Origin of the sequence: Microbacterium sp. 71-36 (genome assembly GCF_001898305.1) — a bacterium.
Lineage (GTDB): Bacteria > Actinomycetota > Actinomycetes > Actinomycetales > Microbacteriaceae > Microbacterium.
On record NZ_MKTP01000008.1, the window covers coordinates 65,753 to 82,304 of the forward strand.

13 protein-coding genes and 3 tRNA genes are annotated in these 16,552 nt (G+C 71.0%); 6 read left to right on the forward strand and 10 right to left on the reverse strand.

Features of this window, described 5'->3' with window-relative positions; genetic code table 11:
• The first annotated feature begins 20 nt into the window (after positions 1-20).
• The 3 genes from BGO45_RS15890 (at position 21) to BGO45_RS15900 (ending at position 4,907) form a co-directional block, all read left to right on the forward strand.
• Complete coding sequence (locus BGO45_RS15890; RefSeq protein WP_292696074.1) at positions 21-593, forward strand: DNA-3-methyladenine glycosylase I; 573 nt, start codon at positions 21-23, stop codon at positions 591-593.
• A gap of 184 nt (positions 594-777) precedes the next feature.
• Positions 778-2,319, forward strand: a complete 1,542-nt coding sequence (locus BGO45_RS15895) for a DEAD/DEAH box helicase (RefSeq protein ID WP_292696078.1) — start codon at positions 778-780, stop codon at positions 2,317-2,319.
• Between the two features lie 242 nt (positions 2,320-2,561).
• Positions 2,562-4,907 (forward strand): excinuclease ABC subunit UvrA, encoded by a 2,346-nt coding sequence (locus BGO45_RS15900; RefSeq protein WP_292696081.1) that lies wholly within the window; start codon positions 2,562-2,564, stop codon positions 4,905-4,907.
• A 12-nt stretch (positions 4,908-4,919) separates the two neighbouring features.
• Here the strand turns inward: BGO45_RS15900 and BGO45_RS15905 are convergent, their stop codons facing one another.
• The 7 genes from BGO45_RS15905 to BGO45_RS15935 all read right to left on the reverse strand — a co-directional run bounded on the left by BGO45_RS15905 (position 4,920) and on the right by BGO45_RS15935 (position 12,084).
• Positions 4,920-5,393, reverse strand: coding sequence for a dehydrogenase (locus BGO45_RS15905; protein WP_076492089.1), 474 nt, complete (start codon positions 5,391-5,393; stop codon positions 4,920-4,922).
• 83 nt (positions 5,394-5,476) lie between these two features.
• Positions 5,477-7,222, reverse strand: a complete 1,746-nt coding sequence (locus BGO45_RS15910) for a cation:proton antiporter (protein WP_292696084.1) — start codon at positions 7,220-7,222, stop codon at positions 5,477-5,479.
• 44 nt (positions 7,223-7,266) lie between these two features.
• Entirely contained in the window at positions 7,267-8,505 is a 1,239-nt protein-coding gene (locus BGO45_RS15915) for an aminotransferase class V-fold PLP-dependent enzyme (protein ID WP_292696088.1), read from the reverse strand.
• Positions 8,495-9,430: a hypothetical protein gene (locus BGO45_RS15920; protein WP_292696090.1), complete on the reverse strand. Its 936-nt coding sequence runs from the start codon at positions 9,428-9,430 to the stop codon at positions 8,495-8,497. The genes BGO45_RS15915 and BGO45_RS15920 overlap by 11 nt, the downstream gene beginning before the upstream one ends.
• Positions 9,431-9,441: 11 nt before the next feature.
• Entirely contained in the window at positions 9,442-9,696 is a 255-nt protein-coding gene (locus BGO45_RS15925; RefSeq protein ID WP_022879717.1) for a glutaredoxin domain-containing protein, read from the reverse strand.
• Between the two features lie 45 nt (positions 9,697-9,741).
• Positions 9,742-10,866, reverse strand: coding sequence for a glycosyltransferase family 2 protein (locus BGO45_RS15930; RefSeq protein ID WP_076492081.1), 1,125 nt, complete (start codon positions 10,864-10,866; stop codon positions 9,742-9,744).
• Positions 10,867-10,998: 132 nt separating this feature from the next.
• On the reverse strand, positions 10,999-12,084 hold the full coding sequence (locus tag BGO45_RS15935) for a polysaccharide deacetylase family protein (RefSeq protein WP_292696098.1): 1,086 nt from the start codon (positions 12,082-12,084) through the stop codon (positions 10,999-11,001).
• A 181-nt stretch (positions 12,085-12,265) separates the two neighbouring features.
• On the opposite strand from BGO45_RS15935, the gene BGO45_RS15940 reads away from it, so the two are divergent.
• From BGO45_RS15940 to BGO45_RS15950, 3 genes are all read left to right on the forward strand, one after another.
• Entirely contained in the window at positions 12,266-13,210 is a 945-nt protein-coding gene (locus BGO45_RS15940) for a Gfo/Idh/MocA family oxidoreductase (RefSeq protein WP_292696100.1), read from the forward strand.
• Between the two features lie 41 nt (positions 13,211-13,251).
• Entirely contained in the window at positions 13,252-14,445 is a 1,194-nt protein-coding gene (chrA, locus tag BGO45_RS15945) for a chromate efflux transporter (protein ID WP_292696103.1), read from the forward strand.
• Positions 14,446-14,546: 101 nt separating this feature from the next.
• A complete protein-coding gene (locus tag BGO45_RS15950) occupies positions 14,547-16,130 on the forward strand; it encodes an AMP-binding protein (RefSeq protein ID WP_292696106.1) in 1,584 nt (527 codons plus the stop codon).
• 80 nt (positions 16,131-16,210) lie between these two features.
• Here the strand turns inward: BGO45_RS15950 and BGO45_RS15955 are convergent.
• The 3 genes from BGO45_RS15955 to BGO45_RS15965 form a co-directional block, all read right to left on the reverse strand.
• Positions 16,211-16,283 (reverse strand) — tRNA-Phe (locus BGO45_RS15955).
• Positions 16,284-16,347: 64 nt separating this feature from the next.
• Positions 16,348-16,421: transfer RNA gene (locus tag BGO45_RS15960), tRNA-Asp, on the reverse strand.
• Positions 16,422-16,447: 26 nt separating this feature from the next.
• Positions 16,448-16,520, reverse strand: a tRNA-Glu gene (locus BGO45_RS15965).
• Positions 16,521-16,552: the final 32 nt, after the last annotated feature.

Here is a 16,552-nt window from a genome sequence, read left to right on the forward strand (position 1 = left end):
GTTCCGTCTACCCTGGGCGCATGATCGACCTCCTCACCGCTTCCGACGGCGTCACCCGGTGCGGGTGGGTCGGCGACGACGCCGAGTACCGCCGGTACCACGACGAAGAGTGGGGCACCGAGCTGCGGGGCGATCGGCCGCTGTTCGAGAAGATGAGCCTCGAGGGCTTCCAGGCGGGCCTGTCGTGGATCACGATCCTGCGCAAGCGGCCCCGCTTCCGCGAGGTGTTCCACGGGTTCGAGCCGTCGGTCGTGGCGGCGTTCGGGCCCGACGACGTCGAGCGCCTGCTGCTGGATGCCGGGATCATCCGCCACCGCGGGAAGATCGAGGCCGTGATCGGCAACGCCGGCATCGTGGCGGGCATGGCCGAGGGGGAGCTCGACGCGCTGCTGTGGTCGTTCGCGCCCGCCGCGCACACGCCTCCGTCGACGTTCGCGGGAGTTCCGGCGGTGACGCCCGAGTCCGAGGCGATGAGCAAGGAGCTCCGCCGCCGCGGATTCCGCTTCGTCGGCCCCACCACCATGTACGCGCTCATGCAGTCCTCGGGCATGGTCGACGACCACGTCGCCGGGTGCTGGCGAGCGGTGGCCTGACCGCACCCGCTAGACTGGTGTCCGGAGCTCTCGCTCCCCGCGTCGTCGAACGCACCGGCCCCCCAGCGTGGGCCTTTGACCTTCACGGCGAACGGATGCGCCACCCGGCGCCTTCGCCCATTGCAGCCGCAGTATCGCGGCATCCCGAACCGCCGTGCGTGCGTGCGCGCCGGCAGGAGACTTCATGACGTCCCAGACTTTCACCGACCTCGGCGTGCCCGCGCCGCTCATCGCCGTGCTCGCCGAGCAGGGCAAGAACGAGCCCTTCCCGATCCAGGCCGACACCCTCCCCGACACCCTCGCCGGGCGCGACGTTCTCGGTCGCGGCAAGACGGGCTCGGGCAAGACCCTCGCCTTCTCGCTCCCGCTCGTCGCGCGCCTCGCCGCGAAGAGCGACCGTCGCCGCGGCCGCAAGCCCCGCGCCCTCGTGCTGGCCCCCACGCGCGAGCTCGCGAACCAGATCGACGAGGTCATCAAGCCCCTCGCCGCGGCGTACGACCTCGTCACCACCACCGTCTACGGCGGCGTGAACCAGAAGCGTCAGGTCGACGCGCTGGCCGCCGGTGTCGACATCCTCGTCGCGTGCCCCGGCCGCCTGGAAGACCTGATCGGTCAGGGATTCGCGAGCCTCGACGCCGTGGAGATCACCGTTCTCGACGAGGCCGATCACATGGCCGACCTGGGCTTCTTGCCGGGCGTCACCCGTCTGCTCTCGCGGACGCCCGCCGACGGACAGCGCCTGCTCTTCTCGGCGACCCTCGACAACGGCGTGGACAAGCTCGTGAAGCGCTTCCTCCGCAACGAGGTGCTGCACTCCGTCGACGAGGCCCACTCGCACGTCGCCGCGATGACGCACCACGTCTTCGTCCCCGCGGACGCGGATGCCAAGAAGAAGCTCGTCGAGACGCTCGCCTCGGGCACCGCTCGCCGCATCCTCTTCATGCGCACCAAGCACCAGGCGAAGAAGCTCGCGAAGGCGCTGACTGCCGCCGGCATCCCGTCGGTCGATCTGCACGGCAACCTGTCGCAGCCGGCCCGCGACCGCAACCTCGCGGCGTTCGGCGAGGGCCGTGCCAAGGTGCTCGTCGCGACCGACGTCGCGGCCCGTGGCGTGCACGTCGACGGTGTCGAGCTCGTGGTCCACGTCGACCCGCCCGTCGAGCACAAGGCGTACCTGCACCGCTCGGGCCGCACGGCGCGCGCGGGTTCGGCCGGCGACGTCGTCACGATCATGCTGCCCGAGCAGCGTCGCGACACCCTCGACATCCTGCGCAAGGCGAAGATCGACGTCACCCCGCAGCCCGTCACCTCGGCGTCTCCCGAGGTCGTCGCGCTCGTCGGCGAGGTCGCCCCGTACGTGAAGCCCGAGCCGATCGTCGCCCAGCCCCAGGGCGGCGGGCGCTCGCAGGGCGCCAACGCGCAGCGCAAGCGCGCCGCCCGCGGCCAGGGATCCTCGGATGCCGCTCCCCGCACGTCCGCGCCCGGTGAGGGTCGCCGTCGCCGGGGTCGCGGCGCGGGCCAGGCCGCTCCCGCGGCCGACGCCGCGCAGCCGGCACGTCAGGGCCAGCGTTCGGGTTCGGGCCGCGGTCAGGGTGCCGGCGGCAACGCCCGCGGCGGCGCGAACACCGCCCGTCCGCAGGGCGCCGGCCGCTCGGCATCCGGTGCTCCCACGACCGGCATGGTCGTCGGACGCGGCCCGCGCACCAACCGTCGCGCCCAGGGCTGAGCCCGCTTCTCGTCGCCCCCGCGGATCCGTCCGCGGGGGCGACGTCGTCTCTGCGGCGCTCTCCCCGCGTGCGCGGCCGCCGCCGTCGTGCGGAGGTCGCGGACGACACGCCGATTCGGGATGCCGTGCCTCGGCGTGTCCGGTACGAACTCCGCAGGAGGGACCACGGACGCCGGCGCTGTTCCGGTCGCGCATGTCGGGGGCCTCGGGCACACTGAGGGTCGACCCTTCGAGGAGCAGCCATGACCGATGCCCCCGCCGACGCCCATGACGTCATCCGCGTGCGCGGCGCGCGTGAGAACAACCTCAAGAACGTCGACGTCGACGTGCCCAAGCGGCGGCTGACGGTGTTCACGGGCGTGAGCGGGTCGGGCAAGTCGTCTCTGGTGTTCGGCACGATCGCCGCCGAGTCGCAGCGGTTGATCAACGACACGTATCCGACGTTCGTCCAGCAGTTCATGGGGCAGCCCTCGCGTCCCGAGGTCGATGCGCTCGAGAACCTCAGCGCGACGATCCGCGTGGATCAGGAGCGCATGGCGCCCAACTCCCGTTCGACCGTCGGCACGGCGACGGACGTGCACGCGATGCTGCGCGTGCTGTTCAGCCGTCTCGGCCGGCCCCACGTCGGTTCGTCGCAGGCGTTCTCCTTCAACGTCCCGTCCCTCTCGGGCGCCGGGGCGGTGACGATCGCGACGGGGGCGCGCAAGGGCCAGAGGGAGCGGCGGTCGTTCGAGATCACGGGCGGGATGTGTCCCGACTGCGAGGGTCTCGGCCAGGTGAGCGACATCGATCTGACGCAGATCGTCGACGAGTCGCTCTCGCTCAACGACGGGGCGATCCTCGTGCCCGGGTACACCGCCGACGGGTGGATGGTGCGCGTCTTCGCCGAGGCGGGCTTCTTCGACGGCGACACCCCGGTGCGCGACTTCAGCCCGGAGCAGCGACGGCTCTTCCTGTACGGCGAGCAGCAGAAGGTGCGGATCGCCAGCACCAACATGACGTACGAGGGTCTCGTCCCGAAGATCACGAAGAGCATGCTGCAGAAAGACCGCGACGGTCTGCAGCCGCACATCCGCGCCTTCGTCGATCGCGCGGTGACGTTCGTGCCGTGCCCCGCGTGCGACGGCACGCGGCTCAACGAGGGGGCGCGTTCGTCGCGTATCGCCGGGGTCAACATCGCGGATGCCGCGGCGATGCAGATCACCGACCTCGCCGCCTGGGTGCGCACCGTCGACGACCCGTCCGTCGCCCCGATCGTCGACGGACTCCGTGACACCCTCGACGCCTTCGTGCACATCGGCCTCGGCTACCTCTCCCTCGACCGTGCGAGTGGCACTCTCTCGGGCGGCGAGGCGCAGCGCACGAAGATGATCCGTCATCTCGGGTCGAGCCTCACCGACATCACCTACGTCTTCGACGAACCGACCGCGGGGCTGCACCCGCACGACATCCAGCGGATGAACGACACCCTCCGGCAGTTGCGTGACAAGGGCAACACCGTCCTCGTGGTCGAGCACAAGCCCGAGGTCATCGAGATCGCCGACCACGTGGTCGACCTGGGTCCGCGCGCAGGACGCGACGGTGGAACGGTCCAGTACGAGGGGGACGTCGCGGGGCTCCGCGCGTCGGCCACGCTGACCGGTCGGTTCCTCGACCATCGGGCGCGGCTCAAGCCCTCGGTCCGCGCGAGGACCGGCGCCATGTCCGTCCGCGGGGCGTCGCAGCACAACCTGAAGAACGTCGACGTCGACGTCCCCCTCGGCATCCTGACCGTCGTGACCGGGGTCGCGGGGTCGGGCAAGTCGTCCCTGATCCACGGCAACCTCCCCGCGTTCGACGACGTCGTCGTCGTCGACCAGTCGCCCATCAAGGGATCGCGACGCAGCAGCCCCGCGACCTACACCGGGATCCTGGATGCCGTGCGCTCCGCGTTCGCGAAGGCGAACGGCGTCAAGCCCGCGCTCTTCAGCGCGAACTCCGAGGGGGCGTGCGCCGCGTGCAACGGGCTGGGCGTGATCGTCACGCAGCTCGGCTTCCAGTCCACGGTCGAGACCGTCTGCGAACTCTGTGCGGGCACGGGCTTCGCCGACGAGGTGCTCGAGTACACCCTCGACGGCAGGAACATCGCCGAGGTGCTGCAGATGTCGATCGCCGAGGCGTCGGCGTTCCTCACCACGGGCGCGGCCGTCGCGGTGCTGGGGCGGCTGATCGACGTCGGCCTCGGGTACATCACCCTCGGCCAGTCGCTCAACACCCTGTCGGGCGGGGAGCGCCAGCGCCTGAAACTGGCGATCTCGATGGCCAAGAGGGGAGCGGTGTACGTGCTCGACGAGCCGACGACCGGTCTGCACCTCGCCGACGTCGACACCCTTCTCGCGCTGCTCGATTCGCTCGTGGATGCCGGCAACACCGTCGTCGTGATCGAGCACCATCAGGCCGTCATGGCGCACGCCGACTGGATCATCGACATCGGTCCCGGGGCCGGCCGCGATGGCGGGACGATCGTCTTCGAGGGGACACCGGCCGACCTCGTCGCCGCCCGCTCGACGCTCACGGGCGAGCACCTCGCGCGCTACGTCGGGGCCTGAGGGCCGCGGCGCTCAGGCCGGGGGAGCGACCGTCGCCGTGTGCAGGTGTCGGTCGCCGTGGGCGAGCACCTTCACGATGACGCCGCGCTGACGGAGCTCCGCCACGGCGCGGGACGCGTCGGTGCGCGAGACCCCGAGCGCCTCGACGGTCGTGACGACGAGGACGTCGCCGCGGGTCAGCGTGAGGAAGAAGCGGTCGAGGCGGGCCGCCCAGTCTTCGAGGGTCTCGGGCGCCGGGTGGCGGAATCCCTCGATGGGGACGCCGAACCGGGTGAGGTCATCGCGCTGTTGCACGACGGAGGGAAGGCCGGCGCGCGAGACGACCAGTCCGACCAGGCGCGATCCGGCGGGACGGGCACGCCACCACGTGCCGTCGCCTTGCATCTCGGTGAAGCACTGCGGGCAGTCGGCCGCGGTGTGGGCGACGGGGACGGCGGCGCTCGTGGCGTCGGCCGATGACGTCGACGTCGGGATCGGATCGCTCATGGGCACCTCCACCTCCATTCTGCCGCACGTCGCAGCCCGCACCGGCGAGGCCGCACGGTCCCGGCCGGCGGGCGGGCGCCGCCCTAGTCTTCGCCGTCGATGCGCAGTTCGAGGCTCAGCTGATCGGCGTCGAGCTCGGCGAGGGCGTGACGGAGCGCCGCGGTGCTGTACCGCCCGTCGTGACTGATGCGGTTGAGTTCCTGGCGCATCGCGTCGATCGAGGCGAGCCGCAACTCCAGCAGGTCGCGCGCCCGCGCGGTGACGTCGTCGTCCGGCGGGCGGGTCAGTCGTGCGCCGGCGCGCTCGACGAGATCCGCGGGGAACGGCTCGCCGTTGCGGCGCGCGAGCGTGCCCGACGTGACGGCGGCCACCGCCGCCTGGCGCAGCTCGGCATCCAGGGAGTGCTGTTCCTCCCGCGTGGGGCCCTCCCCTCCCTCCTCCGAGAGACCGACGCCGCGGACCACCGCCGCGAGGGTCAGCCCCTGCAGGAGCAGGCTGAACAGCGCCACGAGGAAGGCGACGAAGATGAGGAGCGGGCGGTCTTCGACGCCCTCGCTCGGGAGCGTCTGGGCGGCGGCGAGGGTCACCACACCGCGCATCCCCGCCCACACGATGATCACGCCGTGGCGCCAGCCGAGGGGACTGTCGCGGTAGTAGTCGAGATCGGCGACGGTGCGCGTGACCCGTCGGCGCACCCACGAGAATCGCCGCTTCGTGCGCGCCGGATCGGACACGCGTCCGGCGAAGGCTTCGGGATCGGCGCGGTACGCCTCCTCCAGCTGATCGACGCGTTCGCCGATGCGTTCGGCGCGTTCGCGGTGCCGCCAGTGCCGCCGACTCCGCCGGCCCTGGAGCCAGATCAGACCGGCGACGTACAGGGCGCGAACCCCGAGGGCGATGCCGAGCGCGGAGAGGGCGAGCCACGTGCCGTACCAGAGGCCCTCATGCTCCTTGAGGTTCGCGCCGACGATGTCCTTCAGTTCGAGGCCGAAGACCAGGAAGACGCCGCCCTCGAGGATCAACTCGATCGTGCGCCAGTTGACCCGGTCGCTGACCCGCTGTTCCGGGGTGAAGCGCCGGGCGGCGCCCTGGCCCGTCACGATGCCCGCGACCACGGCGGCGACGAGACCCGAGCCGCCGAGATGCTCGGTCGGGAGGTAGGCGATGAAGGGAACGGTGAAGCTCAGCGCGGTGTTGGCCGCCGGGTTGGTCACGCGCTCGCGGACCCGCAGGTTTCCCCATCCGACGAGCGCGCCCAGCGCGAGCGCCAGCAGCACACCCCAGGCGAAGTTGGCGACGGCGTCGCCGAAGGCGAACCCGGATGCCACGGCCGCCACGGCCGTGCGCAGGAGCACGAGCGCGGTCGCATCGTTCAGCAGGCTCTCGCCCTCGAGCAGCGTCACCACGCGGGGCGCGATTCCGAGACGCTTCGCGATCGAGGTGGCCACGGCATCCGTCGGACTCAGGATCGCGCCCAATGCCACGCCGAGCGCGAGCCCCATGCCGGGGATGACCGCCGTGAAGAAGAGGCCGAGCCCGAGCGCGCTCAGCACGACCAGCAGCACCGAGAGGCCGGCGATCGGCGCGAAGTCGCGGCGGAACTCGATGGCCGGCAGCTGCACCGCCGCCGAGTAGAGCAGCGGGGGCAGCACGCCGATGAGGATCACCTCGGGCGGGACGGCGAACGCCGGGACGAACGGCAGCAGGCTCACGCCGAGCCCGATGGCCATGAGGACCAGCGGACCGGCGACGTTGAAGCGCGGAGCGATCACGGTGACGAGCGAGATCACCACGATCCCGCCGACGACGATGAGAAGGGGGTCGACCACGCTCCGAGGCTAGCGCCGCGACCGTCCCGATGACGACGCGCGCGTCAGCTCTCGGCGCGCACGGCGTCGGCGACCGCCCCGAGTCCCGTGAGGGTTTCGGCGAAGCTCGTCGAGAGCGGGGCCAGTCCGATCCGCAGGCCGTCGGGGTCGCGGTAGTCGGGGATCACGTCCTGCTGCCACAGTCGCGCCGTGACCGCCCGCATCGCCGGGTGGGACAGGGTAACGTGTCCGCCGCGTTCCGCGGGGTCCCGTGGCGAGGCCAGGGTCACACCGAGCGGGCTCAGGATGCCATCCCCCACTCGTATCGCGAATTCGGTCAAGGCCACCGACTTCGCACGGATCGCGGCGATGCCGGCGTCCTCGATCAGGTCGAGCGTGTCGCGCATCGCGAGCATCGCGAGCACCGGAGGCGTTCCCGACAGAAAACGCCGCATACCGTCGGCCGGGCGGTACTCCGGTCCCATCGCGAAGACGTCGGCCGCGCCCATCCAGCCCTGGATCGGCTGAGCGAGCGTTCCCTGATGCCGTGTGGCGACATAGGCGAAGGCGGGCGCCCCGGGGCCGCCGTTGAGGTACTTGTACGTGCAGCCGACCGCGAGATCGACCCCCCACGCGTCGAGCGCGATCGGGACGGAACCCGCCGAATGGCAGAGGTCCCACAGCACGAGCGCGCCCGCGTCGTGCGCGATGCGGGTGAGCTGTTCGGCATCCGCGAGATATCCCGAGCGGTAGGACACGTGGCTGAGCAGGACGACAGCGGTGCGGGGGCCGACCGCGGCGCGGAGCAGGTCGGCATCCACTCCGCGCGCGGTGTCGACCTCGATCCACACGACGCGCGCACCGCGTTCCGCGGCGATGCCCTCGACGAGATACCGATCGGTGGGGAAGTCGTCCCGGCCCACGACGATCTCCACGCGGTCCGGGTCGGACGAAGAGCGTTCGGCGAGGGCCGCCCGCAGCAGTTTGTACAGCAGGACGGTGGTGGAGTCGCCGATGACGGTCTGGCCCGCGGCGGCTCCCAGGGCCAGTCGTCCCACCCGATCGCCGATGTGGAACGGCAGATCCATCCAGGACTCGTCCCACCCGCGGATGAGACGCCCACCCCACTCCGTGGTGACGAAGTCGGCGAGTCGCTCCGCCGTGACGCGCGGCGGCCGCCCGAGCGAGTTGCCGTCGAAGTAGACCAGCGATGTCTCGGATCCCACGAACGCCGCGCGGTGCGTCGACAGGGGATCTGCGGCGTCCAGGGCGCGGGCCTCGGCGGTGAACGGTTCAGTCGACACGGCTGAGCTCCTCGGTCGGGACGACGACCGCGTGCGACAACCACGTCGCGATGTCGTCGGGGTCGGCGGGTGCGGGGCCCGCCACGAACGTGCGGACACCGTCGGGGCCCGAGCGGGCGGGCCAGGGGTCGGTGAGGGATGCCACCAGGGCATCACCGCGGACGCCGGCGTCCTGCAGCGCCAGGAGCTCGCGGCGGTTGACGCCGAGGGGGAGCGGGCCGTTGCCGAGGTCGGTGCCGTAGAGCACGCGGCCCCCGCGCGCCGCGAAGGCGGCCAGGTGATGCACCGCGCGGGTGCGGGCGGCGCCGCGGTGGATGTCGAGCGTCGAGATCCACACCTGTCCGCTCTCCGCGGCGCGCGCCGTCAGCCGCCGGGACGGCACGCCGTCGAACGGCGTGTGGGCGAGCGCCTCCACACCGACGTCGATCGCCCGCTCGACCTGGCCGGCGCCCTGCGCGTGCGCGACGACGGGCAGACCGCGTTCCCGTGCGGCGGCGAGGATCGCGGTGAGGATCTCGTCCGACGGCACGGGGCCGGCGTCGGCGTTCAGAGCGACCTTGATCACGGAGGCGCCGGCATCGGCCTGCGCGTCCACCGCGGTGCGGGCGCCGCCCGGTTCGCCGGGATGCCGCGAGGCGTTCGAGACCGTGTGCACGATGGCATCCGGAGCCCAGGAACGTCCGACGGGGTACCCGCCCGGCGCGGTGAGGAAGGCGCCGGCGAAGGTCACCCTCGGAAGACCCGGCGCGAGGCGCGCGAGTTCCGCCGGGTCGCCCCCGAGGTCGAGGACGCCGGCGATCCCCCGGGCCGGCAGCGCGTGGAGATCGACCAGGTGCGCGTGGACGTGGTGGTCGACGAACGCGGGGAGCGCCGTTCCGGTCTCACCGGTCGCGCGTCGGCGCACAGGCCACGCGGCGGCGAGCATCGGGCGCGGGCTCAGATCAGCGACAGCTCGCGGAGCTTGGCCTCGACGTCGGCGTTGGAGGGCTCGACGTGGTGCGAAGCGTCGGGGTAGACGACGACGGGGATGTTCGTCCGGCCCGAGATCTCCTTGGCCACGTCGGCTGCCGCGGGGTCGGCCACCAGGTCGACGTACTCGTAGGCGACGCCGAGTTCGTCGAGCTGCTTCTTCGTGCGGATGCAGTCGCGGCACCAGTCGGCGCCGAACATGCGGATGGATGCGTCGGACATGCTTCCAGGGTACGCCGCCGACGCGGCCTCCGGCCTCGGGCCGCCTCAGGCGGCCAGTTCGTCCTCGAGCGTCTCGGGCAGCGGGAGCTGTGCGAGACGGCTCTTCTTGGGGGCGTAGACGACGAGGGCGTGGTACATGAAGCGGACGATGAACGCCGCGATCAGCGTGAGGGCGGTCGCGATGACGACGTGCAGGTGCGCTTCGCTCACGAGCAGCCAGAGCAGCGGGATGCGCACGAGCGCCTCGATGCCGTTGAACGTGAACGACTTCAGGAACCGGTGGCGCATCAGTCCGGACTCGGCGCGCATGTCGGCGAAGACGAGGTACTCGAGCGCGAGGAAGTTGCCGATGATGGTCAGCACGCTCGCGATCACCGAAGCGATCAGATACTGCACGCCGACGCCCGTCAGCGCCCAGGTGATGAGGAGGTTCGCCACCGCGCCGAGGCCGCCGACGACGGCGAACGCCGACATGCGGCCGAAGCGCAGCATCGTGAGCTGGGTCAGGAAGCGCATGCCCTGGCTGAAGGAGGCCTTCGACTCGCCGGCGAAGCGCGGGGCGAACGAGAACGGCACCTCGGCGACGCGCATCTGCTTGCGGGCGAGGATCTCGAGAAGGATCTTGAAGCCGCGCGGACGCAGGTCCTCGACGTCGAGCGCGCGGCGGTCGATGAGGAAGAAGCCCGTCATCGGGTCGGAGCAGTTGTGGAGCTTCCGCGGGAACATCGCCTTGGTCAGCAGGGTCGACGCGCGGGAGACCATCGTGCGCACGGCATTGGCCAGGCCGTCGGACGTGCCGCCGGCGATGTACCGCGACGCGACGACCACATCGGCGTCGCCCATCTCGGCGCGGGCGAGCAGCTCCGCGATCACCTCGGGCGGGTGCTGCAGGTCACCGTCCATGACGACACAGAAGTCGGATGCCGCGGCCCGGATACCGTCGACCACGGCACCGCCCAGGCCGCCGACGGGCTGGTCGCGGTGGAGGAGGCGCACGGGGATCGATGCCTGTTCCGCGACCGCCCGGATGACGTCGGGCGTGTCATCCGTGGAGTCGTCGACGAAGAGGATCTCGACGTCGCGACCGGGAAGCGCGGCCGTCGTTCGACGGACGAGTTCGGCGACGTTCGGACCCTCGTTGAAGGTCGGAACGATGACGGATAGGTCCATGGATGCTCGCGTTTCAGTGAAGCCGTAAGTGCACAGCGTAGAACGGCCGACGCGTGCCCAAATGAGGATTGTGCATCATTTGGCTGAGAGCTAGCGGGACGTTCACCCCCGGGAGCGGTGCCACGGGCGGCCTCAGCCGATGGCATCCTTCAGATCGTCCACGGTCATGCCGTAGTTCATGCGGATGACGGGGAGCGCCAGCTTGTCGGTTCCGACCCGCACGTACCCGTGTTCGACGGTGCGACCGAGCTCGAACCCCGCACGGCGGAGGCCTTCCTTCGTCGTGTCGTCATAGTGCCCGAAGGGATAGGCCACGACCTCTTTCGCCCCGAGGATCTCGGCGGACTGCTGGAGGTCGGCGGCGATGGTGTCGGCGTCCTCGTTGACCATGCGCCCCTTGCCGTTCGCCCCCGCGCGGTGCATGTCGTGCGTGTGCGAGCGCTGCAGGACGAAGCGGTTGGGCGTTCCCTCGGTGCGCGCCGAGGTGATGACGAACGACGTGGTGAGGAGGTTCCGCCCGTCCACGACGGGTGCCGCCTGCTCGAGCCACGTGCTGTCGGCGTCGTCGTCGGTGATGATGACCGAGCGCTTCGGGAGGAACACGGCCCCGTCGATGAAGGCGCTCAGCTCGTCCCACGTGGGCAGGTAGAAGCCGGATTCCTGGATGTAGGCCATCTGCGCGTCGAAGTCGCCGATGTAGGTGTAGTTGGCGCGCAGCCAGGTGTCCTCGCCCTCGGGATTCCGCGTGAACTGGTGGTACATCAGGATCGGGATGCCGGCGTCCTCCGCCGCGTTCGACTCGGGCGTCGTCCAGGCGGCGTACAACGTCTTCTCGCGCGCGGTGCACGAGACGAGGTCGGCCCCGTTCACGCGCGCGGGGAGCGACAGGGCGGCGGCGTCGCCGGGGCTGGCGTACCAGCCGGCGAAGACGCGGCCCTCGGCCCGCGGGATCGGGAGCTTGTCGAAGCGCAGGTCCTGCGTCTGGAGTTGAGGGGCGAGCGAGATGCCGTCGCCCACGAACGATACGGCGCACGCCTTCGGATCCGTGGTCGTCGACAGCAGCGTCCGCGCCGCCGTGAGGGGCGTCGGGGTGGGTGTGGGTGTCGGAGTGGACGTCGGGCTCGGCGTCGGCGGGGTCTCCGCCACGGGCAGGCCGGCCGACCCGCGCAGCACCGCGAACAGAGACACGCCGCCCGCGATGAGGGCGACGGCGACCACCGCGACGATCGTGCGCCGCAGGCGAACCCGTCGCGAAGTGAGGCGGCGTCGTTGCGCGCGCGTGACCATCGAATCTTCCCCCCGGGTTGCGACGATCGTCCCCACGATCACGGCGATCCTAGCGGGACGTCTCTCTCGATCACGGATCAGCGGGTGCGGGAGGACACGGGATGATGAGGGGATGATCCGCATCGGCATCGTCGGCACCAGTTCCATCTCCGAGCGTCTGGCGGACGCCGTGCGCACCGTGGACGGCGTCGGACTCGGCCCGGTGGCGTCGCGCGACGCGGTCCGGGGACGGGAGTTCGCCGAACGGATCGGAGCGCCGGGAGCGGCCGACGGACTCGAGGGGCTCCTCGACGGCGGCGACATCGACGCCGTGTACATCGCCAGCCCCAACTCGGTCCACGCCGCGCAGATACGGACGGCGGTGGATGCCGGCATCCCGGTGCTCGTCGAAAAGCCGGCGACGCTCACGGCCGAGGAGTGGGAGAGTCTCGTCGCACACGCGCGCGGGCGCGGTGTCGTGCTGCTCGAGGCCATGCGCACGGCCTACGACCCCGGCATCCGCGCGATCCAGGAGGTGCTGCCGCGACTCGGCCGCGTCCGCCGGGTCTCGTTCCGGTACGAGAAGCGCTCCGCCCGATACGACCATGTGCTGGCGGGCGAGCGGACGAACATCTTCGATCCCGCGCTCGGAGGGAGCGCCCTCCGTGACCTGGGCGTCTACCCCCTGCATGCCCTCGTCCTCCTGTTCGGCGCGCCCCGCGGCATCGCGGGAGCGCGCGTGGGCATCGCCTCGGGCACGGACGGACTCGGCAGTGCGATCGCCGAATACGACGATTTCGTCGCCGATGCGGCCTGGTCGAAGATCACCGACACGTCCCTGCCGAGCGAGATCCAGGGCGAGGACGGTTCGCTCGCGATCGACGCCATCGACGCGCCACGGCGGCTGGTCCTCACTCCGCGCGCCGGTGTGCCCGAGGTCATCGACGTCACCGCCCCCGAGAACCCGATGGTCGGGGAGGTCGAGCGTCTGCGCGAAGCGGTGCGCGGGGCCGACATCGCCGTCGACCAGGACCGCACCGCTCGCACGCTGCGTCTCGTCGACGCCCTCCTGCGCTGAGCATTCACCCGCCGTTTCCCCTCCCGCGGTAGGAAGAGCGGATGACACGAGCCGGAACCGTTCCCGAGGTCTTCCTCGCGTTCCTGCGCCTGGGGGTGACGTCCTTCGGTGGCCCGATCGCGCACCTCGGCTACTTCCGCGACGACCTCGTCACCCGTCGGCGCTGGATGGACGACCGCGCCTACGCCGACCTCGTCGCCCTGTGCCAGTTCCTGCCGGGACCCGCCTCCAGCCAGGTCGGCTTCGCGATGGGCCTGCAGCGCGCCGGCCTCTTCGGCGCGCTCGCGGCGTTCCTCGGCTTCACGCTGCCCTCCGCCGTGCTGCTCGTGGCGTTCGCCGCCGGGGCGTCCCTCTTCGGTGGCCCGGTGGGCGGCGGCATCCTGGAGGGTCTGAAGATCGTGGCGGTCGCGATCGTCGCGCAGGCCGTGTGGGGGATGGCCCGCTCTCTCACCCCCGACGCTCCTCGCGCGGGGATCGCCGTGGTCGCTGCCGCGCTCGCGCTGTCCGTTCCGGGCGCGGTCGGGCAGCTCGGGGCCCTGGCGATCGGCGTCGTCGCGGGTCTCGTGCTGCTGCGTGCGGTCGTGGAGCAGCCGGGGGAGTCGCTGCCGTCGTTCGGGGTGCCCCGGGCCGTCGCGGTCGGATGCCTCGTGGTCGCGGGCGCCGCGCTCGTCGGTCTCCCGCTCCTCGCGGCGGCCACCGGGTCGGGGCTCATCGCGCTCGCCGACGCCTTCTTCCGGTCCGGCGCGCTCGTCTTCGGGGGAGGCCACGTCGTCCTGCCGCTTCTGCAGGCCGAGGTCGTGCAGACCGGATGGGTGTCGCCCGACGCGTTCCTCGCGGGCTACGGCGCCGCGCAGGCTGTTCCCGGCCCGCTGTTCACGTTCGCGGCGTATCTCGGTGCCGTCTCGTCGGTCGGTCCCGGCGGTGTCGCGGGAGCGGTGGTCGCGCTCGCGGCGATCTTCCTCCCCGGGTTCCTCGTGCTCGTCGGGGTCCTCCCGTTCTGGGACGCGTTGCGCGATCGACGCCGCGTCCGCGCGGCGATGCGGGGGGCGAACGCGGCCGTCGTCGGCATCCTCGGGGCCGCGCTGTACACCCCGGTGTTCACCACGGCGGTCACCGGCCCCGGGCCGTTCGTGCTCGCCCTGGTGGGGTTCGTGCTCCTGACGGCGTTCCGCATCCCGGCGTGGGTCGTCGTGGTCGTCGGGGCGGTCGGCGGGATCCTGCTCGCCCTGCTCTGAGAGTCGGCTGAGCCTACGTGTCGGGAGGAGTGACACCGGGTTCCGCCTTTGGCAGGATGAGCGCACGGCATCGTCGCCGCGTCGGTATCGAAGGAGATCCCGTGTTCCAGAGCCCCTACCCGCGCATCGCCGTTCCGTCGCACAGCGTCTACGACCACCTCTTCGGCTCGCTCGACGAATCCGATCTCGAACGTGTGGCCCTGATCGATCCGGCCACGGGTGACGAAACGACGTACGGCCGCCTGCGCGCGCAGGTGGACGCGTTCGCCGGGGCGCTGGCCCACCGGGGCGTCGGCACCGACACGGTGATCGCGCTGCTCTGCCCGAACATCCCCGCGTTCGCGACGGTGTTCCATGGCATCCTGCGCCTGGGCGCCGTCGTCACGACGGTCAACTCCCTCTACACCGCCCACGAGATCGAGACGCAGCTGACGGATGCCGGGGCCACCTGGCTCGTCACCGTCTCCCCGCTGCTCGGCCCCGCCGCCGAAGCCGCCGCCGCGGCGGGCATCCCCGACGACAGGGTGATCGTGCTGGACGGTGCGCCGGGGCACCTCGACCTGCGGTCTCTGCTCGCCGAGCAGCGCACCCCGCCCGAGGTCGACTTCGACCCGGAGACGCACGTGGCGGTCCTGCCGTACTCGTCAGGGACGACGGGCGTGCCGAAGGGCGTCATGCTCTCGCACCGCAACCTCGTCGCCAACGTCGACCAATGCCGCGTGAGCATCCGGCTCGGGAGCGACGATCGCGTCCTCGCCGTGCTGCCGTTCTTCCACATCTACGGGATGACGGTGCTGCTGAACCTCGCGCTCCGCCAGCGCGCGACGCTCGTGACGATGCCGAAGTTCGACCTGTTGGCGTTCCTGCGGTGCATCCAGGCGCACCGCTGCACCTTCCTGTTCATCGCGCCGCCGATCGCGGTGGCCCTCGCGAAGCACCCCGTGGTCGACGACTTCGACATCTCGAGCGTCCACACCGTGTTCTCGGGCGCGGCCCCCCTCGACGGGGAGACCGCCGAGACCGCGGGTCGCCGCATCCACGCGCGGTTCTTCCAGGGGTACGGGATGAGCGAGCTCAGTCCCGTCTCGCACGCGATCCCACCCGAGCGCGACGACATGCCCGTCAGTTCGGTCGGCGTGCTCGTCCCGAACGTCGAGGCGAAGCTCGTCGACACCGAGACCGGTGCCGAGATCGAGGAGCACGGGGTCGACGGGCTGACCGCTCCCGGGGAGCTGTGGGTGCGTGGTCCGAACGTGATGCTCGGCTATCTCCATCGTCCGGATGCCACCGCCGACACGATCGACGCCGACGGCTTCCTCCACACGGGCGACATCGCCACGCACCACGTCGACGGGTACTTCACGATCGTCGATCGGCTGAAGGAGCTCATCAAGTACAAGGGGTATCAGATCGCCCCCGCGGAGCTCGAGGCGCTGCTGCTGTCGCATCCGAAGATCCAGGATGCCGCCGTCATCGGTGTCCTCGACGACGACAAGCAGGAGATCCCGAAGGCGTTCGTCGTCGCCGCGCCGGGCGCTGAGCTCACGGCGGACGACGCCATGGCCTTCGTGGCGGCCGAGGTCGCGCCGCACAAGAAGGTGCGGCGCGTGGAGTTCATCGACGCGATCCCGAAGTCCGCGTCGGGGAAGATCCTGCGCAAGGACCTGCGGGCCCGGGAGGTCTGACGCCGCGCCGGGCAAGACGAAACCCCCGCGATGTAGAAGCTACGCGAGGGTTCCTGGGGTGACTGTAATGATCACCCGTGTGGCTCCGACCGGCATCGATCCGGTGACCTTTCGATTTTCAGTCGAACGCTCTACCAACTGAGCTACAGAGCCGAGCGGCATGTCTGCCGCTTCCTAGACGAAAGGCCTCCTCGAAAGAAGGCCCGTCGCTATGGAGCGACCCTGACGGGACTTGAACCCGCGACCTCCGCCGTGACAGGGCGGCACGCTAACCAACTGCGCTACAGGGCCATGATTGTTAACTTGTGTTCGGCGAGTGACCCCAACGGGATTCGAACCCGTGCTACCGCCGTGAAAGGGCGGCGTCCTAGGCCGCTAAACGATGGGGCCGGATGAACCCCGAAACCTTGCGATTCCGTGCT